The organism is Clostridium sp. (assembly GCF_051278035.1).
GTDB lineage: Bacteria > Bacillota > Clostridia > Clostridiales > Clostridiaceae > Clostridium_AD.
Window position 1 is genome coordinate 1 of the sequence record NZ_JBNMNU010000058.1, and the last position, 24642, is coordinate 24642.

Here is a 24642-nt window from a genome sequence, read left to right on the forward strand (position 1 = left end):
AATCTAGCACTTGAAAACTTATACAATCAAAACTTTGAGTATTATGGAGAACTTGAAAAATACATTGCTGCAGGAAATATAGTGGTTGAAAAAAATGAAACTGAAGATCTTCCTAAACTTGAGGCTCTAGCAAATAATGGAGAACAAATAAATGCAATAAATTATGAGAATGCTAAAGCCACTATTGAAATGCTTAAACAAAGAATTTATGATTTGGAAATGGCAAAAATGGTGTCATTACAAACTGCCCCTCAAATTAAAATGATCCAAAGAGGAAATTACAAGTTAATATCTAAGGTTCATTCTGCTTTTATAATAACAATACCTGTGTTTAAAAATGGAATAATTCAAGCTATTGCTTTAAAGAAACAGAAATTAGTATCGGATTCACTATCTGAACTTGATAGAACAACAAACGAACTACTTATGAAAAATGCTGAAAATATTAGAAGTCAAAGTGTTGATATAGCAAAACTTGCTGGAGGAACAAGCGTGAAAATCGAAACACTAGAGAAAACTTGGAATACTATTATGCAGGGAATAGAGGAAACTAATACCATTGAAAACGAAAATAAGAGATTAAGAGAAGATGGAATAACTAAATTACATGAGATGACAGAAAAATTAAAGCATAAATCTATAGGTTAAAAGATGATGAATTATAATGCAATAAAGAAAACAAAATGAAGGACTTAAGGTGATAAAATGGATTTATTCGAATTACAGCAAGAAAAAAACCTGCGCATGGATGCACCCTTGGCTGAGAAATTAAAGCCAGAAAAATTAGAAGATTTTGTAGGTCAAGAGCATATTTTAGGTAAGGGAAAGCTTTTATGGCGAGCTATTATTGCGGATAAAATAACCTCATTATTACTTTATGGTCCACCGGGTACAGGCAAAACTAGCTTGGCTAAAGTTATTGCAAACTCAACAAAATCAGATTTTGTTAGACTTAATGCAGTTACAGATGGGCTTAAAGAATTACGAGAAGTAGTAGCCCAGGCTAAGAATAATTTGGGTATGTACAATATTAAAACTATATTATTTATAGATGAAATTCATAGATTTAATAAAGCCCAACAGGATGCGCTTCTACCCTTTGTAGAGAAGGGAACAATAGTTTTAATTGGTGCAACCACAGAAAATCCTTATTTTGAAGTTAATAATGCATTAATATCTAGGTCCATGTTATTTAAATTAGAGCCTTTAAAGGAAGAACATATCCAAAAAATTATTTTAAGAGCACTAGAAGATAAAGATGTAGGCTTTGGAAACACTAATATCTATATGGATGAGGAAGCTATAAACTACCTTGCAAATATGGCAAATGGTGATGCAAGACGTGCGCTTAATGCAGTGGAATTATCAATACTCACTACGGATAGAGACGAGGATGGTAAGATAAACATAACAATGGATGTTGTTCGAGAATGTCTCCAACAAAAGCATATAAAATATGATAAAAATAGAGACGAACATTATGATGTGATTTCAGCCTTTATCAAAAGTATGAGAGGCTCTGATCCTGATGCTGCGATTCATTACCTTGCTAGAATGATATATGCTGGTGAGGATCCAAAATTTATTGCCAGGAGAATTGTAATATCTGCATCAGAGGATGTTGGTAATGCAGATCCTATGGCTATCGTTATAGCAAATAATGCAGCGGAGGCGGTTAGGTTTGTAGGTATGCCAGAAGCTAGAATAATTTTAGCACAGGCAGTAATTTATATAGCCTGCGCCCCTAAAAGCAATGCATCTTATATGGCTATTAATAAGGCACTTAAAGATGTAGAACAAAACAAAATAGGGAGTATACCTGTACATTTAAGGGATAGTCATTATAGTGGTGCAAGTAAATTAGGACATGGAGTAGGGTATTTATATCCTCATGATTATGATGGTAATTATGTAAAACAACAATATTTATCAGATGAGCTAATGGGCACAGAATATTATAAGGCTTCATGCAATGGATATGAAAAGAAAATTAAAGAGAGGCTTAGAATGCTTAAAGATGAATCTAAATAAAACAAAGTAGGTAATATAAACTTAATTTATATTACCTACTTTGTTTTACAACATTAATTAGATAAATTAACGAATTTTTCTATATCTTCACAGATAAGATTTAATGAACTTCTCCAAAAATCAATAGAATGAATATCCACACCCATCATTTTTGCTACTTGTGCGAGATTGTTTTTTCCAGTAGCAGAAAGTAAGGCATTATAATCATCTACAAATGATTCTCCTCTTTTCATATATTCAGAGTATAAACCTTTAGAAAATAGTAGACCAAATGCATAAGGAAAGTTATAAAAATTGCTTGAGGCATCATAGTAATGAGGTTTGCATATCCACATGTACGGATGTAAAAAATTATGATCTAGCCCTTTTCCATAAGCTTTTTTTTGCGAGTCTAACATGATTTCTTTTAATTCACGTACTGGCACAGAACTATCTTCTCTTCGTTTAAACAGTTCAGTTTCAAATAGATAGCGGCTTAAAATATCCACAACGACTTGAGCACTTCCAGATATATCATTCTCTAGGATTGCAAAAGCTTCTTTCTCAGAAGCACTTTTTAAAGCTGCATTACTAATTATTGTCTCACAAAAGATTGAAGCGGTTTCTGCAATAGGCATAGGATAATCACTATTAAGTGCAGATTCTTCCGCTAAACATAGGCCGTGATAGCCATGACCTAGTTCGTGTGCTAGAGTTGAAACATCGTTAAAACTCCCTGTAAAGTTAGATAGTATTCTGCTTTCTTTAATGCTATGTAAATTAGAACAGAAAGCACCACCTAATTTTCCGACCTTGGGCTCAGCATCAATCCAGTTATTAGAAAAAGCATAATCAGCAAATGTTGCAAGATTGCCACTAAAGGTAGCAAAATTTTTAACTATAAAGGTTCTTGCCTCTTCATAAGAAAAGTGCATATTTGCGTCACCAATTGGTGCAAATAAATCATAAAAAGGAAGACCTTCGGAGTGGCCAAGTATTTCAGCTTTCTTCTTAAAATATTTATGGAAAGATGGAAGACTTTCCATCATGGCACTTAACATAGCATCTAGAGTCTCTTTATCCATTCTTGAGTTTTCAAGAGTACTGTGCAGCGGAGATTCATATCCTTTAAGAGTGCTGATCGTAATAACTTCTCCTTTGATACCATTTAATGATGCGGCCGAAGATTCTGCAATTGTATCATAAGATTTAAGTTCTGCATCATAAGCATTTTTTCTAACTTTACTATCTTTATCATAGGCCATATTTCTAACCACAGATAATGGAAGCATCTCATCCTCGCCATTTATATTAATAGGCACGAGGAGAGTAGATGTTATTGTGTTTTGAAGTTTAGACCAGGCGTCTGATCCACTATTTTTCATTTTAGCAATTAGTTCTTCTTCAGATTCACTAAGCAAATATTTAGCATTTTTAACTAAGTCCATTAAGTAATAACTATGAGATGTCATAAGTTCTGACTCTTTAGTTATAGATTCTAGTTCTTTAATTGAACTTAACCATTTTGAAAAAATAGTATAGGGTTTAGCAAGTTCAGCCAGTTTAGCTTCTAGTTTTTCAGAAATTTTATTAGAAGTTTCATCTTTCGTATTGACACTTAAGGACAACTCTGCATAATTATACAGTTTATTTGTAAGATCACTAAATTCATTTTCAAAATTGATAAATTCTTCAATTTTTACTTTAGGATCCTTAGAATCATTACAATTTTTTATTGTCCACTTTTTTATATGTTCTATGGAATTTTCAAAAGAAATCATATCCGCTTTAAAATCATTGCTATCAAAGGATGTATACAGCTCATTTAAACTCCATTTCATATCCATATTAACGCCTCCATTTACAAAATATTATATATAGGATATATTATACCACGGTTTAGAGAATATATTAGTATATAATAGTTGTTTATATATCTTAATTTAAGGGTAAAAAAAGAAGGGGAATGTTCCCCTTCTTTTTAGGTGCTTATTTTCCTACTTCTTATTTGAAAATATCTTTTTTATAATAGTTAAAATATCTACTACATATACTAAATATCTTTCCAGTGATTCTGTAGCGCCAACGGCAGTTGCAGTTGTCTGGACTATTACTTCAGAAACATCTTTTATATTTTCAGTTACTTCGTGTAAATTATTAATTGTTTTTGGTAAAACATCTATTACTTCATCAATGCTTTCTTCATTCCTTTTGATAATTGAATTTACAGTTGATATAGTTTTAATAAGCTTTAACAATAGTATTATCAGTATAACTAAAGTGGTTATACCAAGAAAAATTAATAAACCTTGTCCCAATAAGGGGAAATTCACATACATAAATACCACCATATTCTTTCATAATTTTGTTTATTTTTTAGATTTCTTTTCAGCAACCTCATCTTGTCCTACAATTTCAATTACATCTTCAGTATCCGTAGTAGCTTCATCATCATTTACTTTTGATCCTCTTTTTTCATTTAAGTAATCAGAAATTTTTGATTTAGCATCTGTTACATTTTCCTTAGTATCAGAAACTCTATTGTCAATAACTCCCTTAAATTCTATAGTTTTTTCTTTTACATTATTTTTTAAATCTTTTGTTGTGTTAGAAACATCTTTTCTGTTATCTTTACCTGATTTAGGTGAAAAAAGTAAACCACCTATTACACCACTAAGACTTCCAGCAACAGTACCAACAAATATTTTTTTTGCAGTTTTAATTTTTAATATTCTTTGTTTTTCTTTTTTACGTTTTTCAAAATAATTTGTAAATATCATAATTTTTTTCCTCCTTAAAAGATAAAATTTTAGAATTCATACTAATATTTATATACAATTATACACAACATAAGAATTTAAGTCAACTAATAGGAAAATGTGGAAAAAAATAAAGCTGAATATAAAGTATTTCTATATATATCAATTTTCTTAGATGTTTGGTAAAATCAGGATGCACCTTTAATATAAACTAAATTATTATGGGGAGGATTTATGACGAAATTATTATGGTATTTATATTTTTCAATTTATTTATGTGTATCATCTCTTAGCTTAATTAAAATCAAGTGCATGCAAAAAAAATCACCCAAAGAGTCTGAAATATATGCATCTAAAAGAGCACAGAACATTGCGAAATATGTTTTAAAGGCAACTAAGACTAACATGGAAGTTAGGGGCGTAGAAAACATACCAAAGGAAAATTGTATTTTTGTAGCAAACCATCAAGCTATTTTTGATGGTTTCGCATTGTTAGCATATATAGATAAACCCTTTGGATTTATTGCTAAAAAAGAGATACGAAAAATACCATTAGTTAACGGGTGGTTAAAATCAATAGGGTCAATTTATATAGATAGGAAAAGTCCTAGACAATCAATTAAAACTATTGGAGAAGCAGTAGATAAGATAAAGGGTGGATATTCTATTATGATTTTCCCAGAAGGAACAAGAAGCCTCAAATCTAAAATGAATTCTTTTAAAAAAGGGAGCATGAGACTGGCAATAAAATCTGAAGTTGCAATTGTTCCTATAACCATTGATGGCACTTATATTGTATTGGAAGTAGGTAGAAAGGTAACAGGGAACAAAGTAAAAATGGTTGTGCATAAGCCTATTTATGTTAATACACTCTGCAAGGAGCAGCAAGATTTAGCCCAATACGTACAAAATATAATAGAAGAGGAATTAAACAATATATGTAAATTAAAAAGCACTAGGGCCTAGTTAAACTAAGCCCTAATGCTTTTGGATGAGGGTGTAAATTATTTTGAATTAACAACCATTTGTGCAATGTTATTTGAATGGTCTCCCACTCTTTCAAGATTGCTTAATAGTTCTAGATATACAGAACCACCAACTGGCGAACATTCTAATTTATTTAATCTAGTTATATGATTATTTTTAAGCTGTATTTCCATAGCATCAATCTTATCCTCTACATCCATAGCTTTATGAGCTGATTCTAAGTCTGAATTTTCTAAAGATGATATAGCATTATCTACACAGTATTTTACAGTTTCAAACATATATATTACATCTGTTATTGCTTTTTCTGAAAAGATAATGTTATTATCCATCCGAAGTTTAGCAAGCTCTCCTACGTTCTCAGCATGATCTCCAATTCTCTCTATGTCATTTACTACATGATATAGGGAAGTAATAATCTCCGATTGATGTTCTGATAAAGGAGTGTTTGAAAGTGAGACCATATAACCAGTTATCTCTCTTTCAAGATAATTGATCGTTGCCTCATATTCAATAACTTTGTTCATTAAACCTTCATTAGAAGTTAAGAAAGCATCCATGGAATTAGAAAGATTCTCAGAAGCAAGTCTTCCCATCCTACTAACTTCCTTAATAACTTGTCCAACTGCGATTGAAGGAGTTTCGAGTAGTCGTTTATCTAAGTATTCAAGGACTAGAGCAGATGACTTTTCATCCTCGCCAGGTACAACTTTATTAACAAAATTAACTAAAATACCTATAAACCAAACTTGAATAAATACATTTGCAAAATTAAATATTGTATGAGCGTTTGCAATTTGTCTTTGCGTATTTCCGCCCAATTGTGGAACGAGTTTAAGTGTCAAAGGGAAGGCAAGCATAAATATTATAGTACCTGTTACGTTAAAAATTACATGTATTAGGGCGGCCCTCTTAGCATTTCTAGTAGTACCAATACTTGCAAGAAGTGCTGTAATACAAGTTCCCATATTATCTCCGTAAAGTATAGGTAGCGCTACTTCTAAAGAAATACCATTATTTGCAGCAAGTGCCATCAAAATACCAATAGTAGCACTACTACTTTGAACTATAGCTGTCATACTAAGACCAACTAAAACTCCCATTAGTGGATGGGTGCCTAAAGATAAAATAAGGTTTTTAAAGCCTTCTAGTTCTCTTATAGGTCTCATGGAATTCTCCATCATTGACATGCCAACAAATAGTATACCAAATCCTAAAACAACTTCGCCAATGTCTTTTGTCTTCTTTTTCTTGCTAAATATAACTAAGGCAGCACCTATTGCAAGAATAAAGGGTGCTATATCTGAAAGTTTAAAGGCTATAAGTTGAGCTGTAATTGTAGTACCAATATTTGCTCCCATAATAACCCCAGCGGCTTGGTATAAATTCATAAGCCCTGCATTTACAAAACCTACAGTCATTACCGTAGTTGCACTACTACTTTGAATAATTGCAGTTACACCTGCACCAACAAGCACTGCGAAAAACTTATTACTAGTTAAAATTTCTAGTAATCTTTTTAGCTTCTCACCTGCAGTCTTTTGGAGGCCATCCCCCATTAGCTTCATTCCATATACAAATAGTCCCAAACCACCTAAAAGCCCGAATATCATTTTATAATCCATTTTAACTCTCCTTTTTAAAAAAGAACTTTATCTACAAGATATTCTACCACAGTAATGTTAAGAGCATGTTAAATTTGTTATAGTTTATGTTAATTATTTTATGTTTTAGCGAGTTATGTTAAGAAATATTTATAATTATTAATTTAAAGGTATAATCCACTCAAGTTTTAATTTTTAGACATTCTTTTTTCATCGTACATTCTAGCGTCGGCAGTTTTAAACATCTCATCAAAGGTCTCATTTGTGGAATAACGAGTGGCATATCCAAAAGATGTGGTTACATTTATAATTTCATTATCAGTGATTATAATTGGATTCTTTGTCAAAGCGATTTTAAGGGCTTCTATGATTTCTGTTGCCATAAGTTCATTTGCATTTTCTAAAATGATAAGAAATTCATCACCTCCCATTCGTACTAATAAACATTCGGAAGGGCAACTTTCTGTAAGCGTGTCCGCAAATTGTTTTAACAATAGATCTCCTATTAAGTGGCCATATCTGTCGTTTGTAATTTTCAAATTATTGATATCAGCAATTATAAAGCTTTGAGGATAGACAAGAAAATCTAAAGTATCCTTTATTTTAGAACTGAAATAGTTTCTATTATAGAGATTAGTCAGTGGATCGGTATACAAGAATTCCTCTCTTTGTCGTAATAATTCAGTGGAGAGCTTTTCTTTTATTAATGCCTTAAACAATTTAACCACATATAGAATTACAAATATCAATATCGCGCCCAGTACTACAATTATCAACGTTAATTTACGTAAGTACTTTTTATTGGATACGTGAGGGACTTCATCATATCCTTTCTTTATTAATTGATTGATGTCTAACATTGGGATAACTTTATCAATAATACTAGCTAGTTCTGGTTTACCTTTTGCTACGCCGTAGTACAAGTAGGAATCAGTGCTTGTGCCACCTTTTTCCACAAGATCGAACAGTTGAAGTTCCTCTGTGTAATATCTAACCACGGTAGGGTTTTCAATTAAGTAATCAGCCCTACCATTATGCACCATTAACATGGATTCTTGAATTGATGAAGTTTCTATAATTTCTACAGAGGTTAGATTTTTCATGAGATGTTCATAATGCCAAAAACCTTTAATCACTGCAACTTTTTTTCCTTCTAACCCAAAAATGTCTAGTGCATCTTTACTATCTTTTCTACCCACAATAATATCTCTTTCGGTACTGTAGGGCTGTGGATATAACAAATATTTTAAGCGATCCTCAGTTTTAGCAATATTTAAAATATCAATTTGTCCATTTTTAAGTTTATTATTTAAATCATCAAATTCACCATATTTATTTATAAACTCTATACCAGTCTTTCGTGAGATTTCATTTATTATCTGCCCACTTATCCCTTTATATTCTCCATCAAGAAAGTAGTCGAAGGGCAAATAATCCTTAGTAATTCCTACCACTGCCTTTCCATCATTTTCAAGCCAATTAATTTCTGAGGGAGTGAGGTTCATTATATTTAAATTATAGTCTACCTCGGATGAATTTATGATTTTAGAAAGAATATTTCCTTTTAAATGGTTAATTTCTTTTTCAAGTATATTAAATAACATTTCATTATCTTTTGTAGTAGAAAGGGTTAAATCAGAGGTGATGCTATTTAATTTAAATGCATAATTGAGTTCTGGAAATCGATATATATAATCAAACACAACAGGTCCACCAGAGGTTATTAAAGCATCAATTTTATTTCTGCTTATTGCTGTGATACATTCTTCTGGAGAAGCATAGAATTTTGCTTTGTACCTGATATTTTTATAAATTGTTGGAAGTAAATCAATGACAATATCATCGGTTATAAAACCCACTGCCTTATTATCAATATCTCCTATGGTACGAATAGAATCTCCTTTTTTTGTAATTAGTGCGTAGGGGATTTTATAAATGGGTTGAGTAAAGTACATTGTTTTTTTTCTTTCCACTGTTTCATTTGCTCCAAAAAGAATATCTATTTTACCAGTATGGAGAGCAGAAAAGACCTCGCCCCAACTGTTTGAGGTTTTAAGATTGATGTTTATACCTAAATCTTTTTCCATGAGAGCAATGAGTGGAATTAAATATCCTTTTTCTTCATCTTTATATTTAAAGTATTCCATACCTAGTCCTGGATTAATTCCTAAAGTGAATATTTTGTCCTTATTGATAATTAACCATTGTTTTTCGTCCACAGTTAACTTTAGTGAAGTATCTACGGAACCGAAGGCAAAAGTACTCCACAAAATGAGTAATAGATAAGTAAAAACAATAATTTTAATTGTGTTTTTCACCGTAGCACATCCTATTCGTAACGCAAGCCTATTTAAGCAAAGTTACACTATTTTATAGTTAATATATAATGTATTTTAATACAAATTTCAAATATTTTCAACGATTAGATAAAAAGTAAAGGATAAATGCAAGAGAGAATTATAAGTAAATAATAAAAAAAATGAAAGAAATGTTGTTTAGGTAACATTTGTTACCGACATTTAACCCAATCAAAAGTATACTAAAGATAGTTCAACGATAAATGTTAATTTACTTATGTTTATATTGATTCATTAAAATAATAATTATTAATATGAGGAAGATGACTACAGAAAATAGTTGTCTATCCAAAAAAACAATTAGGAGGAATTTATAATGGGAATGTTTTGTTATCAATGTCAAGAGGCGTCAAAAGGAACGGGATGTACAGTAAAAGGGGTTTGTGGTAAAACAGATGATGTAGCTAATATGCAGGATTTATTAATTTATGTTCTAAAAGGAATATCAATATACAGCACAAGAGCAAGAGAACTTGGAGTAGAAAATAAAGAAGTAAACAAATTTGTAGTAACTGGATTGTTTATGACTATTACAAATGCAAATTTTAATAAAGATAGGTTTATAGAAACAATAACAAAAGCATTAGAATTACGTGAGGTGATTAAAGATCAGCTAGTAAATGCTGGTGGAGTATTAGATGAAAGTCTTCCAGAATGTGCAACTTGGACAGGTACTTCACAGGAATTCGAGAGTAAGTCAATAAGAGTTGGAGTTCTTGATACAGAAAATGAGGATGTAAGATCTTTAAGAGAATTAGTAACTTATGGTATTAAAGGAATAGCAGCTTATGTTGACCATGCATACAATTTAGCATATGAAAATAATGATATATATGCATTTATGCAAAAGGGATTAGCTCAAATTACTGATGACAATTTATCTGTTGCTGAGCTTGTCGCATTAACACTAGAATGTGGTAAATATGGCGTAGATGCTATGGCACTACTCGATGGAGCGAATACTACTACTTACGGAAATCCAGAAATTTCAAAGGTAAACATAGGAGTTCGTAACAACCCAGGAATATTAATTAGTGGGCATGATTTAAAAGATATGGAAGCTTTATTAAAGCAGACAGAAGGCACAGGAGTAGACGTATATACTCATAGTGAAATGTTACCAGCAAACTATTACCCAGCATTCAAAAAATTCGATCATCTTGTAGGTAATTACGGAAATGCATGGTGGAAGCAAAATTCAGAGTTTGAAAGCTTTAATGGACCAATACTCATGACTACAAACTGTATTACTCCTCCAAAGGATTCTTATAAGGAAAGAGTTTACACAACAGGGGCAACTGGATTTGCAGGACTTAATCATATAGCTGATGGAAAAGATGGAGCTGCAAAAGATTTTTCAGTTATAATTGAGCATGCTAAAAAATGTAGCGCACCAACTGAAATAGAAAGAGGAGAAATAGTTGGAGGTTTTGCTCATAATCAAGTAATAGCACTTGCTGATAAAGTTGTAGAAGCTGTTAAAACAGGAGCAATAAAGAGATTCTTTGTAATGGCCGGTTGTGATGGAAGAATGAAAGGTCGCGATTACTATACTGATTTTGCAAAGGAATTACCAGCGGATACAGTCATTTTAACTGCAGGCTGTGCAAAATATAGATACAACAAATTAGAACTTGGAGATATCGGTGGAATTCCTAGAGTTCTAGATGCAGGTCAATGTAATGATTCATATTCATTAGTTGTTATTGCAATGAAGCTTCAAGAAGTATTTGGACTCGCTGATATCAATGAATTACCAATAACATACAATATTGCTTGGTATGAACAAAAGGCTGTTATAGTATTATTGGCATTACTTCACTTAGGTGTTAAAAATATTCACTTAGGACCAACATTACCTGCATTTTTGTCTCCAAATGTTGTTAATGTATTAGTTGAAAACTTTGGAATAGCAGGAATAGGAACTGCTAGCGACGATATAAAAATGTTCATGGCTTAAAAATATAAACACCCTAAATTTTAATTAGCCCTTATGGCGATAAAAAAATGATTTTATAAACCCCTGATAAAAATCAGGGGTTTATTTGCATTATATTCAAATGCTATAAAGTGAGCTTGATAATTAGATTAATACAAATATATTTTAGAAAACTCTTGAATAATTTCTAAATGTATTTTAAACTATAAGAGAGGTAATGGTAGTATGGATATTGATAAAAAACCTGGTAAAATAGGATGAAGTATCATTTATTACTATACATATACATAGATTAAGGCAATCAAGTTAATAATGTTAGGTGTGTTACTGACTTAGCTCAGGCATGAACCATATAAAGTGATTTAAAGCACCTTATAAGTTCGTGTTTTTTGTTTTAGTGGTATTTTGAAGTTGACAATGACTTAATAAAAGCCAAAGCTAAATCTAACTTAAGTGCATTGATTCTTACGGATAGCGATAGTAGGGAGTTTGTAGAATTTAAATTAGGAAATGTAGATACAACTAATGATGTAATAATAATAAAATTAAAGTAATAGGAGAGATTGTATTATGATAGAAAAAAAAGCAATAGTTAAAAGTGAAACTGGAATACACGCTAGACCAGCATTATCGGTAGTTAAAGAGGCGTCTAAGTTTAAATCACAAGTTCTTATAGTGAAAGATGGAAATGAGTACAATTCAAAAAGTATAGTAGCTATAATGTCCATGGCAGCTGTTAAAGATGATGAAATAACAATAAAGGCTACTGGTGATGATGAAGAAGCTGCAGCAGTTGCTATGGTAAAACTTATCGAAGAAGGACTTTAAAAAGAAGTTAATAATTATTTTTTAAAAAGAAGATCTATTTAGGAGGTTTACATATGTTAAAGGCAATAAGTGCGTCTTTTGGAATAGCTATAGGTACAGCTTTAGTTATTAAAGAAGAAGCAGTAGAAGTAAAAAGTTGTAAGGTTGAGGATACGAATTGTGAGCTAAACAGATTTAATGATGCGCTGCAGGAAGCAGTAAATCAGCTAGAAAAAATAACCGAAGGTATAAAAGAAAGCCTAGGAAGCGAGAAAGCAGAAATATTCGAAGCTCATTTAATGATGCTTTCTGATCCGGAATTCATAGGTGCTATTCAAAAGAAAATTACTGATGAAAAATTTAATGCGGAATATTCACTACAAACAGTAAGGGATGAAACGGCAGCTATTTTTGAAGCTATGGAAAATAAATATATGACTGAGAGAGCAGCTGACATAAAAGATGTAAGTAAAAGAGTATTAAATATACTTATGGGAATAAAAGCAGCTTCAATTGATGAAATTCAACAAGAGTGCATAATAATTGCCAAGGACCTTACTCCGTCAGATACAGCACAAATTAATAAATCTAAAGTTTTGGGCTTTGCAACTGAAATAGGTGGAAAAACTTCTCATACTGCTATTATTGCACGGTCTCTAGAGTTACCAGCAGTAGTAGGTGCAGGTAGTGGTTTACAGAAAATCAAAGATGGTGATTTAATTATTTTGGACGGAGAACAGGGGATAATTATTATTAATCCCGATGAGGAAACTTTAAATGAGTACAAAGCTAAAAGAGAAGAATTTGCCGAATTTAAAAGCCAACTACTTAAATATGTTTCTATGAAATCTACCACTTTAGATGGTAAAACAGTTGAGCTTGCAGCCAATATAGGATCTGTGGAAGATGTAGAAAATGTTTTAAAAAATGGTGCAGAAGCTATAGGACTATTTAGAACAGAATTTTTATATATGGCCAAAGATGCACTTCCAACTGAAGAAGAGCAATTTGATACATATAAGTCAGTTCTAGAAAAAATGGGAGAAAAACCTGTTATAATAAGAACATTGGATATTGGTGGGGATAAAAAATTAAATTACTTACCGATGGACGAAGAAATGAATCCGTTTTTAGGCTATAGAGCTATAAGGATTTGTCTAGATAGAACGGACATATTTATAACTCAATTAAGAGCATTACTAAGGGCTTCTACATATGGAACACTTAAAATTATGTTTCCTATGATATCTAGCCTTCAAGAACTTAAAATGGCTAAAAAAATATTGCAGAAGTGTAAAGATGAGCTTAAATCAGAGGGCGTAGCATTCGATGAGAATGTTGAAGTGGGTATTATGATAGAAATACCTTCAGCGGCAGTAATATCTGATGTATTAGCTAAAGAGGTAGACTTCTTTAGTATAGGTACAAATGATTTGATTCAGTATACATTAGCTGTTGATCGAATGAATGAAAAAATAGCATATTTATATGATTTTTATCATCCAGGAGTTTTAAGACTTATTAAAACTGTAATAGATAATGGTCACAAGGCAGGAATAATGGTAGGTATGTGCGGAGAAATGGCAGGAATCACAGAACTTATTCCTGTTCTACTGGGATTTGGATTAGATGAATTCAGTATGAGCGCATCTTCAATATTAAGGGCTCGTAGAACTGTTACTGAATCTAATTATGAGCAGTGCATAAAACTATCTGAACCAGTATTATCTTTTGGAGATTCAGATGAAATAAAAGAATTCTTGAAAGCTAACAATAAAGCATAAGACAAATCTAACTAATAAATATTATAAAAAAAGCAATTTATTCTTAAATTAAGGATAGATTGCTTTTTTATACTGAAAGTCTATATAATATATTTATAGTATAAAATATGATTTATATAAAGGATGAGATTATATGCTTAAAATTGTGGGGAAACTTATATTCCATATAGATGTAAATTCAGCATTCCTATCTTGGAGTGCCGTAGATAAACTTTTAAAAGGTGAGTTTATTGATTTAAGAGATATCGCGTCCGTAATAGGAGGTGATGAGGATGCAAGGCGTGGGGTAGTCTTAGCAAAATCTATGACAGCAAAAAAAGCTGGAATAATAACAGGAGAAAGTTTATTTGCTGCAAGAAAAAAATGCGCAAATCTCGTAGTGGTAGCTCCAGATTTTACGCTATATGAGAGTTGTAGTATAGCTATGAGAAAAATTTTTGCAGACTATACACCTTATGTGGAGAAATTTTCTATAGATGAGTGTTTTTTAGATATGACAAGTTATAATACATCAAAAGAATCTGCACTAAGGCTAGCATTGGATATTAAGGATAGGATAAAATCGGAACTTGGATTCACAGTGAATATTGGAATGTCAGATGTTAAGCTTTTATCTAAGATGGCCTCAGATTTTGAAAAGCCTAATAAAGTACATGCACTTTTTAAAGATGAAATTGAAAAAAAGTTATGGAAACTTCCAGTTGGAGATCTTTTCATGGTTGGGAAGAAAACTGTTCCGAGGCTTAATAACTTAAATATATTTACTATAGGAGATTTAGCGCTATATGATATGGAAATATTGAAATATCACTTTAAAAGTAGCGGTCGTGTGATGTGGCAGTATGCAAATGGTATAGATAGATCAGAAGTAAGATGGAATAAATATGAGTTGAAGGGAATAAGCAATTCAACTACATTAAGTGAGGATATTAAAAATAAAAAGGATGCCTATATCACACTATTGTCACTTGTAGATCACACATCTACAAGGCTTAGGGATATTAAAAAGTGTTGCTACTGTATTTCTATAACAATAAAAAATTGCGAATTTGTGAATTATTCAGCGAGCAAGACACTAAGGGATGCCACCGATTCCACAGAAGAAATTTTAAAAACAGTAAGAAATATTTTTGACGAATTATGGAAAGGTGAACCGATAAGGTTATTAGGAGTTTCGCTTAATAATTTATGCTTAGATAATGTTAAACAGATATCAATTTTTGATATGGATAGCGGCTGGTGTGAGAAACAAAGATCTTTAGACAAAACTATGGATAATTTAAGAGGGAAGTATGGTAAAAGTATAATTACAAAATCAGTATTTCTAAAAAAATAACTAGCAAATTGCTAGTTATTTTTTTAGAATAATTTATTTTATAGTTTCTCATACATGCAAAAATCATCTTTTAATGAAGTTACTACATATGCTTTATGTTTGTCACCGACGCTTTTTACATATTCTTCAACAATTAAACTATAATCAATTTCCTTATTTCTGAAAAATAAACTTTTATCTGTGATTATCTTTTCATTTAATGTTTCATCTGAACCATCGTAAATATCGTTTTTGTTTCTGGCACAATAGGTAGTTAGTGTATTACCCTCTGCTTCTACTGACCAATAATAAGTATCCCTTGTATTCATAATAAGAACATTTGAAATAATATTCTCAGGCACGCCCAATTTACGTAAGAAAGTTTTTTGTTCCATAAGTTTTCCCCCTCAAATTATTTTTATTGTGTATGATAATATATTAACAGAATACTAACACGAAAATCAACCTTTATCTGGTTAATTTACAAAAAGTTGTTATAGAAACAACCTAATTTGTTGTCAAATACCGTTCTAAATTATAATAAAAAAATGTAAACTAGGTAAGAAGTACTATTTATATGGAGGTTCTAAGAATCATGGATAATAGAGCGTTAATACCATTATATTTTAATGAAAATATGATAAACAATTTATATACTATTGTAATAGAGGAATTTAAGGAAATTAAAAGCGAAAGTACTAGAAAGATGTTGACGGTTACTACAAGTACCCCCTTATATGAACTTACTTGTGGTAAAATAAGGCAAGGAGATTTAAATGTTCAAGTTCTGAATGAATTTTCGTCGCAGAGAATAGAGGAAAGAGTTTCAATAGTAATAACAATACTATCGAGAATAAAAAATATACTTAATGATCAAAGTATGTTAAAGATTATAAATAATGAGAATGATGTAAAGAATATAAAAGAATTTGATTTTGTTCAGTTTACCCTCCAATTGTACAAAAACCCAGTTATAGAGTATATAGAAGATATAATTAGGGTTATGGAAATGCAATTAGCTTTCTCACCTGGAAATGGAGAGAGTAGTGACGGAAGTGAAGAAGATAAAATCAAGAGACAAGTTATGGAAATTCTTAAAGAAGATATGCAAAATTGTAAAAAAGAAAAATGTATAAAATACATTAGTAGTAGTATAGGCACTGGAAACACTAAGGTTATAGTGCCCATAGACATAAAATGTATGGCGGACAATTTAGATTATATCGAAGGTGCTAGTATTACCGTGCTTGGTAAAGTGGTAAGGATTTCAAAGGAAAATGAAAACAATAGCGGCAGTTTGCTCAGTGGAACATATTTTGATTATTTAAACGAGGAGTATTTTCAAGAATTTAAGAATAGATTTTTAAAAAACTCAAATTTAATTAGAGATTATAATACAACCGAAATAGATATTAATGAACCTATCATTGAAATTATACCTATAGCAATGTATATTTAGAATTTAAGTAAAGGGTGATTATAATGAAAAAACAAAGCACAATATCTGAAACATCTATGATTATACCAGATGGTGTGAAGACAATTTTAGATACTTTAAAAAAGAGTGGATATGAGGCCTACATAGTAGGAGGAAGTGTACGAGATTTTATAATGGGAATATCTGTGCCTAAAGACTACGATATAGCTACCAATGCCCTGCCAGAAGAACTTATTACACTCTTTCTACAAACTATACCTACAGGTATAAAACACGGTACAGTGACTGTTATGGTAGGTTACGAGGGGTATGAGGTTACAACATATAGAATAGATGGCAAGTATGTAGATAATAGAAGACCGGAGGCTGTTACATTTGTTTCAAATTTAAAAGAGGACTTAGCAAGAAGGGACTTTACTATAAATGCACTGGCCTTTAATGGGGCAAATGGTGTTATAGATTATTTTGGCGGTTTAGTAGATTTAGAAAATAGAATAATTAGAGCCGTAGGAGAGCCTAATAAAAGGTTTAAAGAAGATGCACTAAGAATGCTTAGAGCAATTCGGTTTGCAGCTAGGCTAGGGTTTCATATAGAACAAAAAACATTAGAGGCCATAAAAGAAAATTGTCACCTTATTTTAAATATAAGTAGTGAAAGAATTAGAGATGAATTATGTAAAATGCTAATATCTAACAACTCCACAATATCTTTGAAATTACTGGAGGAAACTAAATTACTTGGTTTTATACTACCAGAACTTCAAAAGACCGTAGGGTTTAATCAGCTAAATCCTCATCATAATAAAGATATATTTAATCATACTTTAGCGGTTGTGGAAAACTGCTCACAAGATCTTAATTTAAGAGTTGCAGCATTGCTACATGACATAGGTAAACCAGATTGTTTTACCCTTGATAGTCTTGGTATAGGTCACTTTTATGGCCATGATAAAAAAGGTATCATGATAAGTGAACAAATACTTAAAAGATTTAGATTTGACAATGAAAGTATAAGTAATATCAGCATTTTAGTAAAGGAGCACATGAATGTACTTGAAAAACCAACAGATGCATCTGTAAAACGCCTTATTAATAGGGTTTCTGTTGATTTAATATTTAACCTTTTCGCCTTACAAAGAGCAGATGCATTAGGTTCTAGTTTTCCTGAAATTCGTTTAGAACAAATTGATAGAGTAGAAGAAAAAACAAGAGCTATTATAGAATCTAAAGTTCCGCTATCCATAGGTGATCTTGCAGTAAATGGTAGAGATATAATTGCGGAGTTTTCACTTAAGCCAGGGCAAGAAATAGGTAATATGCTTAAATTTGTTTTAGATAAAACATTAGAAAATCCGGAACTCAATAGCAAGGAACAACTATTAGATGTAATTTATAGGGAATATATAAACAGCAAACAATCACACTAAGTTTAGTCTGATTGTTTGCTGTTTATTTATTATTTTAAAAAACAAGTATAAAACCTCTACTTAGGCGCAATATAATATGAGACTTGAAATGTGAAAGGAGGTATTTATATGAAACCTGTTGAAACAATTACTGTAGTAAATGAATTTGGAAAGAGTGTAGTATTAGACTTGATTGACGCTGTTAAGGTTGATGGAAATGAATATGTGATAGTAGGTCCTAAGGATTCTGATGAAGCATATGCGTATAAGTCAGTTGTAAAGAATGGCGAAACAGAATACTTTTCTGTAGGAGTGGGGCCGGAATTTAAAAAAGTATTAGACGAATATAACCAGCACTCAGCATAATGTATATATTTAATAACAATAGATAGTTAGGAGGTTTTTTATATGAAGGATCGTGAACAAGCTAGTAAGGAAAATCTACGTAATTATATTAAGAAAGACACAAGGTCACAAAATCCACATTCTAAAAATCAATTAATTCAAACTATTGAAGAAAGTGCATATAATGAAAGTGTTTTTGAAACTAAAAAAAGTGAGTATGGTGGAACTAAGTCAGAATAGTACCTAGTGATGACAGCAAGAACAAAATAGTAGGTGTTTATTATCATAATATGATAATAAACACCTGCTATTTTTGTTATACTATAATAGTGTAAAGTTATATAAATAAGAATAGAAAAAGAAAGGAATAAATAAATGAAAAAAATATTTGAAGAATTTGAGAAGCATCTAATGGAAGATGATAAGCCATCTATATATTTTGAAGAAATAATGAACAATAAGAGCATTGCTACTAAATATCCAGTTACATTATTAAAGGATTTAATAGAAATAAAGCAATCCCCAGAGCACCACCCAGAAGGAAGTGCATGGGTTCATACAATGCTTGTGGTAGATAATGCAGCAAAAATAAAAGGGCAAAGCGAAAATTCTAAAATCTTTATGTGGGGTGCATTACTACATGATTTAGGCAAGGCACCTACTACAAAAATTCGTAAGGGTAAAATAACATCTTATGATCATGACAAAGTTGGGGCAGAACTTTGCAGAGAATTTCTACAAGTATTTACAGAGGACCAAGAATTTATTAGAGGAGTTACGGCTTTGGTTAGGTGGCATATGCAAACCCTATTTGTAGTTAAAGAATTACCTTTTGGAGATGTGAAAGGAATGGTATCAGAAACATCTATCAAAGAAATTGCATTGTTATCACAGTGTGATAGACTAGGTAGAGGTAAAATGAGTCAGAGTAAAATCAAAGAGGAGAAGGAGAATATTCAATCTTTTGTCCGTAAATGTAATGAGTATTTATCAACTTCCAAGTAATTATTTAATATCCTGTGGTATACTTAAAAGATGATTAATGAATGATAGGTAGATAATATAAAGAACCCCATTGCTTTCAGCATGGGAGATTTAGAAGGTTTGGAGATGAATTATAATGAGATATGAAGGAGCCGTATATAGACCGCCTAGTGAGGCATACAGTCTTATAGTACAAGTTACTATTGGATGTTCACATAATGGTTGTAGCTTTTGTGGGATGTACAAGGATAAGAAGTTTAGGGTACGTGATTTAAAAGAGATTATGGAAGATTTGGAAGAGGCGAAGGCAACAAGTGGGATAATTAAAAAGGTGTTTCTAGCGGATGGAGATGCTTTGGTCCTTGAAACTGACAAATTGAAAGCCATACTTATCAAAATAAAAGAATTATTTCCTCAGTGCGAGAGAGTGGGGATTTATGGTACTCCAAAGGATATTTTAAGAAAATCTTTAGATGAACTTATAGAGCTAAAAGATTGTGGTATTGGAATTGTGTATCTAGGAGTTGAATCTGGAAGTAATGATATATTAAAAAGTATAAATAAAGGCGTAACTGCAGAAGAGATGATTATGGCAGGGGTAAAGGTTAAAGAAAGTGGAATAAAGTTATCTGTTACTCTAATTTCAGGAATTGGAGGTACATTAAAAAGTAAGGAGCATGCGATAGAATCTGCTAAGCTCATAAGTGCTATAAACCCGGATTATGTAGGGCTTTTAACACTAATGCTAGAGAGTGGAACGCCTATATACGACGATGTTCAAGCGGGGAGATTCAATTTATTAAGTCCAAAACAAATAATGTATGAGACAAGAGAATTTCTGCAAAATGTAGAAGTTATAAGCTGTATTTTCAGAAGCAATCATGCTTCAAACTATATGGCCCTAGCTGGGACATTACCAGGAGATAAAAGTAAGTTGTTAGGGGATATTGACCGCGCGCTGAAAGGCAAAGATAGTTATAAACAAGAAGAATATAGAAGACTTTAAAGAGATTAAACTATCCTCCTCAGAATTTATAAAAGGTGGTGTGTCATATGAAGGGTAAAATTCTTATAATACTAAAAGGAAGCGGGAATAATTTTGTATCTGGTGAAAAAATCAGTGAACAATTGGGCGTTAGCCGTGCGGCTATATGGAAATACATAAATATGATTAAAGAGGATGGATACGAAATTGAAGCCATTTCAAGAAAGGGTTATAGAATAATTTCTTCTCCGGATAAACTTACATATGAAGAAATTCAAAGTTTTCTAAGAACAAAGTATGTAGGAAAAAGTATTATTTATTACGAGTCTATTGGTTCAACAAACTCTAAGGCTAAAGAATTGGCAGAGAGAGGTGAAGAACATGGCACAGCTATTATAAGTGAAGAACAGACCACAGGTCGTGGAAGGTTAGGAAGGAATTGGGTATCACCTAAATATAAGGGTATATGCATGTCAATAATACTTAGACCAAACATAACCACGCAAAACATATCGCAAATAACTTTAATTGGTGCAGCTGCTGTTCAAAAGGCTATTAGGAAAATGGGAATTAAAGCTGGTATTAAGTGGCCGAATGATATAGTACTAAACAGCAAAAAAATATGCGGCATATTAACAGAAATGAGTGGCGAAATAGATCATATTAATTATCTAATTATGGGAATTGGTATAAATGTAAACCTTAAAGAGGAAGATATACCGAGGGATCTAAAAAATGTAGCTACTTCACTTTTAATAGAGAGTGGTAAATATATTGACAGGAAGGTTCTACTTGCAAATGTATTAAACATTTTTGAAGAGTTATATAGTGATTTTGTTCTAAATGGCGATATAAAAGAAACAATAGAGATTTGTAGAGAAAATTCTATACTTATTGGAAGTGAAATTCAATTAATAAATAGGGGTAAAGTAACAATTGCTAAAGCAATAGATATAAGCGATAGTGGAGAACTAGTTATTGAAAATCACAGTGGAAATTTAGAATATATTGTATCGGGAGAAGTCTCTATTAGAGGAATTAATGGTTATGGTGAATAAAACACTTAATTTTATATAGACATATTAGCTATATTAAAGGTATAATGTGCTTAATAAGTTTGAAAGGAGAATTATGATGGAAGATAATAAAATTATAACTATGCTTGATGAAGATGGAGAAAAGGTTCAGTTTGAATTAGTAGAAACAATTGAATTAAATGAGAATAAATATGCACTCTTAGCTCCTGTAGGGGATGAAGAGGATGCTTATGTATATAAAATCGAAGAGGTAGATGGTAAGAAGGAATATATTGCAGTAGAAGATGAAGAAGAATTTGAAAAAGTATTAGAAGAATATGAATCAACTTTTGCCGAATAGATAAAAACCAATAAACCGTCCAGGTTTATTGGTTTTTATTATAAGTATGCGTTAAGGTAAATTTAATTACAACGAGGAGTTGGAATTTTGAAGCTATTAGATATTAATATGGAATCACTTATAGAAACAATTTCATCAGTTGATGATGATTTAGGTAAGAGCTTTTTAGATACAGATACTGGTGAGGCTATATATATACCGTCGGAAGTGTGTTTAGCCATGGAAAATGAAACATTAAAAGAAGGTACTTTCGACAATTGGTTAAAAGAATTCGTTAGGGTGGCTATACTTATTAGCGAAGATGAGGATATTAGATATATAAGCACTCCTATTATTAATGATGATTTTTATATAGGTAAAATGAAAAAATATGCTAATAGTTTGATCAGTGATTCGGATTTAAAAGCAGAATTACAAAATGCATTGAATAGTTCAGAACCTATAAAACGATTTAAGCACCTTTTAATGGATAAGCAAGGTGAAATAGATAAATGGTATAAATATGAAGATAACTCTGTATACGAATTTGTCATAGCATGGCTAAAATCCAATGCCATTGAATTAAAGTACCTAAATTAAGCAGTTGTGATATAGACGTGCACATATAGCTTTTACTTAATTATAATAGAATATGATGAATTTGTGGAGGAATGTAGATGTTAGCTTATGAAGTAGTTATTAGGCTTGTACTGGCGGTTATAGTTGGTGGCTTAATTGGATATGAGAGAGAATCTAAAAATAGACCTGCTGGTTTTAGAACACATATACTGGTATGTTTAGGTGCCGCAATTACCTCGATGATACAATTATATTCAATTCAAGACACAGTAAATATTATACTGCTGCATCCAGAACTCCAAAATGCAATCAAGGCAGATATTGGAAGACTAGGGGCGCAAGTTATAACAGGAGTAGGGTTCTTAGGAGCAGGTACTATTATACATGAAAAGGGATCGGTAAAGGGACTTACTACTGCGGCAAGTATATGGACAGTGGCATGTATTGGGCTTGCAGCAGGGCTTGGTTATTATACTTTAACTATACTATCAACTATATGTGTTTTTGTAGTATTAGTATTTCTTAAGACTATTGAAGCTAAGCTCTTTAAGAATACTAAAATTGTTAAAATAGAAATTCAATATGCTAACAAGAAAAATATGGTAGAGAAATTAGAACAGTACTTTGATGGTATGGGGATAAAAGTTAAGAATATAGAATTCTTAATTGAAGATGAAGATGAGAATATACATTATAGCACAACAATGTATACAATTTTAGCACCAAAACATATTAATAGTAGTATGGTTATACAAAAACTATGTGCTTTTGAAGAAATATACAAAGCCACTATATTGGATTAAAAATACTTATTACGGAATCAAACTACTTATACATTAAAATAAAAAGAGCCCTAATAATTAGGGCTCTTTTTCGAGCTAATACAATTTATCTTCTTGATTTAGCAACTTCGATATTAACTTTTCTTTTATTCAACTTCTGACCTGAGCTTTTTCTTAAAATAGCATCAACTAGGTTTTCAGGAACATCTAGAAAAGAGAATTTATCTAGAATATCAATACGGCCAAGTTCATTTTTATTAATATTAGCAGTTTCAGCTAGGAAAGCTATAATATCTTTAGTCATAACTTCGTCCATTCTTCCTATAGAAAGAAATAATCTAACGTTATCTGCTGTTGAAACAGTATCATCTGCATAGTTATAGTTAACTTCTTTATCAAAAATAATTTTGATTAGAGAAGCGGCTACGTCTTCAGCACCAAATTCGTCTGTTAGAGTTTTACCTAAAGGAACAAAGTTATCGTATAAATTTTCTGTTAAAGTTAATTTTATATTTTTTAAAATTGTATCTGATTTAGCTGCAAAAATATCTGGTATACTAGGAACAGCTTTTTTAGTTATTACGCTTTTAGTGTCACGTTCAATTTGTCTTATAGCAGATGCTTCTCTTCTTGTAATAAGACTATAAGCTATACCTTCTTTACCAGCTCTGCCGGTTCTTCCAATTCTATGGACATAGCTTTCTGTATCTTGTGGTAAATCATAGTTTATTACATGAGTAATATCATCAACATCAATACCTCTTGCTGCTACATCTGTTGCAATTAAAAAATTTAGATTACCATCTTTGAATTTCTTAAGAGTGTTCATTCTTTGGCTTTGTTTCATATCTCCATGCATACCGTCTACAGTATAACCTCTAGGTTGTAGTGCTTCTACTAACTCATCTACACCTTTTTTAGTTTTACAGAATAATATACAAGTTTTAGGAGCGTCAACATCAAGTATTCTACATAATGATTCAAATTTATTTTTTGAATTTACTTCGTAATAATATTGTTTAGTTTTAGAAACAGTCATTGATTTCTTTTCAATTGCAATAACCTTTGTATCTGGATGCATATATTTTTTTGACAATATTTTAATAGCCCTTGGCATAGTAGCTGAGAAAAGTAAAGTCTGTCTATCTTCACTTAAGTTACTTATAATACTTTCGATATCTTCTATAAAGCCCATGTTTAACATT

The 24642-nt window shown here is 31.4% G+C and carries 24 protein-coding genes; 17 read left to right on the forward strand and 7 right to left on the reverse strand.

Annotated features, from left to right (window positions below; genetic code table 11):
* Both ACJAX4_RS10425 and ACJAX4_RS10430 read left to right on the forward strand, forming a co-directional pair.
* Positions 1-648, forward strand: a 648-nt coding sequence (locus ACJAX4_RS10425) for a toxic anion resistance protein (protein ID WP_435789400.1), incomplete at its 5' end; no start/stop codon positions are given.
* A gap of 57 nt (positions 649-705) precedes the next feature.
* The gene (locus tag ACJAX4_RS10430) at positions 706-2031 is read left to right on the forward strand and encodes a replication-associated recombination protein A (RefSeq protein WP_435789401.1); all 1326 of its coding nucleotides are present in this window, start codon (positions 706-708) and stop codon (positions 2029-2031) included.
* Between the two features lie 53 nt (positions 2032-2084).
* Here the strand turns inward: ACJAX4_RS10430 and ACJAX4_RS10435 are convergent, their stop codons facing one another.
* From ACJAX4_RS10435 to ACJAX4_RS10445, 3 genes are all read right to left on the reverse strand, one after another.
* Positions 2085-3857 (reverse strand): M3 family oligoendopeptidase, encoded by a 1773-nt coding sequence (locus ACJAX4_RS10435; RefSeq protein ID WP_435789402.1) that lies wholly within the window; start codon positions 3855-3857, stop codon positions 2085-2087.
* 150 nt (positions 3858-4007) lie between these two features.
* Positions 4008-4349: a hypothetical protein gene (locus tag ACJAX4_RS10440; RefSeq protein WP_435789403.1), complete on the reverse strand. Its 342-nt coding sequence runs from the start codon at positions 4347-4349 to the stop codon at positions 4008-4010.
* A gap of 30 nt (positions 4350-4379) precedes the next feature.
* The gene (locus ACJAX4_RS10445) at positions 4380-4790 is read right to left on the reverse strand and encodes a YtxH domain-containing protein (protein ID WP_435789404.1); all 411 of its coding nucleotides are present in this window, start codon (positions 4788-4790) and stop codon (positions 4380-4382) included.
* 213 nt (positions 4791-5003) lie between these two features.
* On the opposite strand from ACJAX4_RS10445, the gene ACJAX4_RS10450 reads away from it, so the two are divergent.
* A complete protein-coding gene (locus ACJAX4_RS10450) occupies positions 5004-5735 on the forward strand; it encodes a lysophospholipid acyltransferase family protein (RefSeq protein ID WP_435789405.1) in 732 nt (243 codons plus the stop codon).
* 38 nt (positions 5736-5773) lie between these two features.
* On the opposite strand, the gene ACJAX4_RS10455 is transcribed toward ACJAX4_RS10450, so the two are convergent.
* Both ACJAX4_RS10455 and ACJAX4_RS10460 read right to left on the reverse strand, forming a co-directional pair.
* On the reverse strand, positions 5774-7381 hold the full coding sequence (locus ACJAX4_RS10455) for a Na/Pi cotransporter family protein (protein WP_435789406.1): 1608 nt from the start codon (positions 7379-7381) through the stop codon (positions 5774-5776).
* Positions 7382-7548: 167 nt separating this feature from the next.
* Positions 7549-9678 carry a transporter substrate-binding domain-containing diguanylate cyclase gene (locus ACJAX4_RS10460; RefSeq protein ID WP_435789407.1) on the reverse strand — a complete coding sequence of 710 codons (2130 nt, stop codon included), beginning with the start codon at positions 9676-9678 and terminating at the stop codon, positions 7549-7551.
* Between the two features lie 355 nt (positions 9679-10033).
* Between ACJAX4_RS10460 and hcp the strand changes: the two genes are divergently transcribed.
* The 4 genes from hcp to ACJAX4_RS10480 all read left to right on the forward strand — a co-directional run bounded on the left by hcp (position 10034) and on the right by ACJAX4_RS10480 (position 15583).
* Entirely contained in the window at positions 10034-11677 is a 1644-nt protein-coding gene (gene hcp, locus ACJAX4_RS10465; protein WP_435789408.1) for a hydroxylamine reductase, read from the forward strand.
* A gap of 549 nt (positions 11678-12226) precedes the next feature.
* The gene (locus ACJAX4_RS10470) at positions 12227-12484 is read left to right on the forward strand and encodes an HPr family phosphocarrier protein (protein ID WP_435789409.1); all 258 of its coding nucleotides are present in this window, start codon (positions 12227-12229) and stop codon (positions 12482-12484) included.
* Positions 12485-12537: 53 nt separating this feature from the next.
* Complete coding sequence (gene ptsP / locus ACJAX4_RS10475) at positions 12538-14247, forward strand: phosphoenolpyruvate--protein phosphotransferase (RefSeq protein ID WP_435789410.1); 1710 nt, start codon at positions 12538-12540, stop codon at positions 14245-14247.
* A gap of 145 nt (positions 14248-14392) precedes the next feature.
* On the forward strand, positions 14393-15583 hold the full coding sequence (locus tag ACJAX4_RS10480) for a DNA polymerase Y family protein (RefSeq protein ID WP_435789423.1): 1191 nt from the start codon (positions 14393-14395) through the stop codon (positions 15581-15583).
* Positions 15584-15621: 38 nt separating this feature from the next.
* On the opposite strand, the gene ACJAX4_RS10485 is transcribed toward ACJAX4_RS10480, so the two are convergent.
* Positions 15622-15957 carry a hypothetical protein gene (locus tag ACJAX4_RS10485; protein ID WP_435789411.1) on the reverse strand — a complete coding sequence of 112 codons (336 nt, stop codon included), beginning with the start codon at positions 15955-15957 and terminating at the stop codon, positions 15622-15624.
* Between the two features lie 200 nt (positions 15958-16157).
* On the opposite strand from ACJAX4_RS10485, the gene ACJAX4_RS10490 reads away from it, so the two are divergent.
* The 10 genes from ACJAX4_RS10490 (at position 16158) to ACJAX4_RS10535 (ending at position 23458) form a co-directional block, all read left to right on the forward strand.
* Positions 16158-17021 (forward strand): DUF6414 family protein, encoded by an 864-nt coding sequence (locus tag ACJAX4_RS10490; protein ID WP_435789412.1) that lies wholly within the window; start codon positions 16158-16160, stop codon positions 17019-17021.
* 23 nt (positions 17022-17044) lie between these two features.
* Positions 17045-18427, forward strand: a complete 1383-nt coding sequence (locus tag ACJAX4_RS10495; RefSeq protein WP_435789413.1) for a CCA tRNA nucleotidyltransferase — start codon at positions 17045-17047, stop codon at positions 18425-18427.
* 108 nt (positions 18428-18535) lie between these two features.
* On the forward strand, positions 18536-18772 hold the full coding sequence (locus ACJAX4_RS10500) for a DUF1292 domain-containing protein (protein ID WP_435789414.1): 237 nt from the start codon (positions 18536-18538) through the stop codon (positions 18770-18772).
* Between the two features lie 42 nt (positions 18773-18814).
* Entirely contained in the window at positions 18815-18991 is a 177-nt protein-coding gene (locus tag ACJAX4_RS10505; protein WP_435789415.1) for a hypothetical protein, read from the forward strand.
* Between the two features lie 135 nt (positions 18992-19126).
* Complete coding sequence (locus ACJAX4_RS10510; protein ID WP_435789416.1) at positions 19127-19756, forward strand: HDIG domain-containing metalloprotein; 630 nt, start codon at positions 19127-19129, stop codon at positions 19754-19756.
* 115 nt (positions 19757-19871) lie between these two features.
* A complete protein-coding gene (locus ACJAX4_RS10515) occupies positions 19872-20741 on the forward strand; it encodes a radical SAM protein (RefSeq protein WP_435789417.1) in 870 nt (289 codons plus the stop codon).
* Between the two features lie 47 nt (positions 20742-20788).
* Positions 20789-21778 (forward strand): biotin--[acetyl-CoA-carboxylase] ligase, encoded by a 990-nt coding sequence (locus tag ACJAX4_RS10520; protein WP_435789418.1) that lies wholly within the window; start codon positions 20789-20791, stop codon positions 21776-21778.
* A gap of 76 nt (positions 21779-21854) precedes the next feature.
* Entirely contained in the window at positions 21855-22097 is a 243-nt protein-coding gene (locus ACJAX4_RS10525; protein ID WP_435789419.1) for a DUF1292 domain-containing protein, read from the forward strand.
* 87 nt (positions 22098-22184) lie between these two features.
* Positions 22185-22676, forward strand: a complete 492-nt coding sequence (locus ACJAX4_RS10530) for a UPF0158 family protein (RefSeq protein WP_435789420.1) — start codon at positions 22185-22187, stop codon at positions 22674-22676.
* A gap of 77 nt (positions 22677-22753) precedes the next feature.
* Positions 22754-23458 carry an MgtC/SapB family protein gene (locus ACJAX4_RS10535; RefSeq protein ID WP_435789421.1) on the forward strand — a complete coding sequence of 235 codons (705 nt, stop codon included), beginning with the start codon at positions 22754-22756 and terminating at the stop codon, positions 23456-23458.
* Between the two features lie 85 nt (positions 23459-23543).
* Here the strand turns inward: ACJAX4_RS10535 and ACJAX4_RS10540 are convergent.
* On the reverse strand, positions 23544-24642 hold a 1099-nt coding region (locus ACJAX4_RS10540; RefSeq protein ID WP_435789422.1), incomplete at its 5' end, for a DEAD/DEAH box helicase.

Coding starts and splice junctions, on each gene's coding strand:
- ACJAX4_RS10430 (WP_435789401.1), top strand. CDS start 706: ATGGATTTATTCGAATTACAGCAAGAAAAAAACCTGCGCATGGATGCA.
- ACJAX4_RS10435 (WP_435789402.1), bottom strand. CDS start 3,857: ATGGATATGAAATGGAGTTTAAATGAGCTGTATACATCCTTTGATAGC.
- ACJAX4_RS10440 (WP_435789403.1), bottom strand. CDS start 4,349: ATGTATGTGAATTTCCCCTTATTGGGACAAGGTTTATTAATTTTTCTT.
- ACJAX4_RS10445 (WP_435789404.1), bottom strand. CDS start 4,790: ATGATATTTACAAATTATTTTGAAAAACGTAAAAAAGAAAAACAAAGA.
- ACJAX4_RS10450 (WP_435789405.1), top strand. CDS start 5,004: ATGACGAAATTATTATGGTATTTATATTTTTCAATTTATTTATGTGTA.
- ACJAX4_RS10455 (WP_435789406.1), bottom strand. CDS start 7,381: ATGGATTATAAAATGATATTCGGGCTTTTAGGTGGTTTGGGACTATTT.
- hcp (WP_435789408.1), top strand. CDS start 10,034: ATGGGAATGTTTTGTTATCAATGTCAAGAGGCGTCAAAAGGAACGGGA.
- ACJAX4_RS10470 (WP_435789409.1), top strand. CDS start 12,227: ATGATAGAAAAAAAAGCAATAGTTAAAAGTGAAACTGGAATACACGCT.
- ptsP (WP_435789410.1), top strand. CDS start 12,538: ATGTTAAAGGCAATAAGTGCGTCTTTTGGAATAGCTATAGGTACAGCT.
- ACJAX4_RS10485 (WP_435789411.1), bottom strand. CDS start 15,957: ATGGAACAAAAAACTTTCTTACGTAAATTGGGCGTGCCTGAGAATATT.
- ACJAX4_RS10490 (WP_435789412.1), top strand. CDS start 16,158: ATGGATAATAGAGCGTTAATACCATTATATTTTAATGAAAATATGATA.
- ACJAX4_RS10495 (WP_435789413.1), top strand. CDS start 17,045: ATGAAAAAACAAAGCACAATATCTGAAACATCTATGATTATACCAGAT.
- ACJAX4_RS10500 (WP_435789414.1), top strand. CDS start 18,536: ATGAAACCTGTTGAAACAATTACTGTAGTAAATGAATTTGGAAAGAGT.
- ACJAX4_RS10505 (WP_435789415.1), top strand. CDS start 18,815: ATGAAGGATCGTGAACAAGCTAGTAAGGAAAATCTACGTAATTATATT.
- ACJAX4_RS10510 (WP_435789416.1), top strand. CDS start 19,127: ATGAAAAAAATATTTGAAGAATTTGAGAAGCATCTAATGGAAGATGAT.
- ACJAX4_RS10515 (WP_435789417.1), top strand. CDS start 19,872: ATGAGATATGAAGGAGCCGTATATAGACCGCCTAGTGAGGCATACAGT.
- ACJAX4_RS10520 (WP_435789418.1), top strand. CDS start 20,789: ATGAAGGGTAAAATTCTTATAATACTAAAAGGAAGCGGGAATAATTTT.
- ACJAX4_RS10525 (WP_435789419.1), top strand. CDS start 21,855: ATGGAAGATAATAAAATTATAACTATGCTTGATGAAGATGGAGAAAAG.
- ACJAX4_RS10535 (WP_435789421.1), top strand. CDS start 22,754: ATGTTAGCTTATGAAGTAGTTATTAGGCTTGTACTGGCGGTTATAGTT.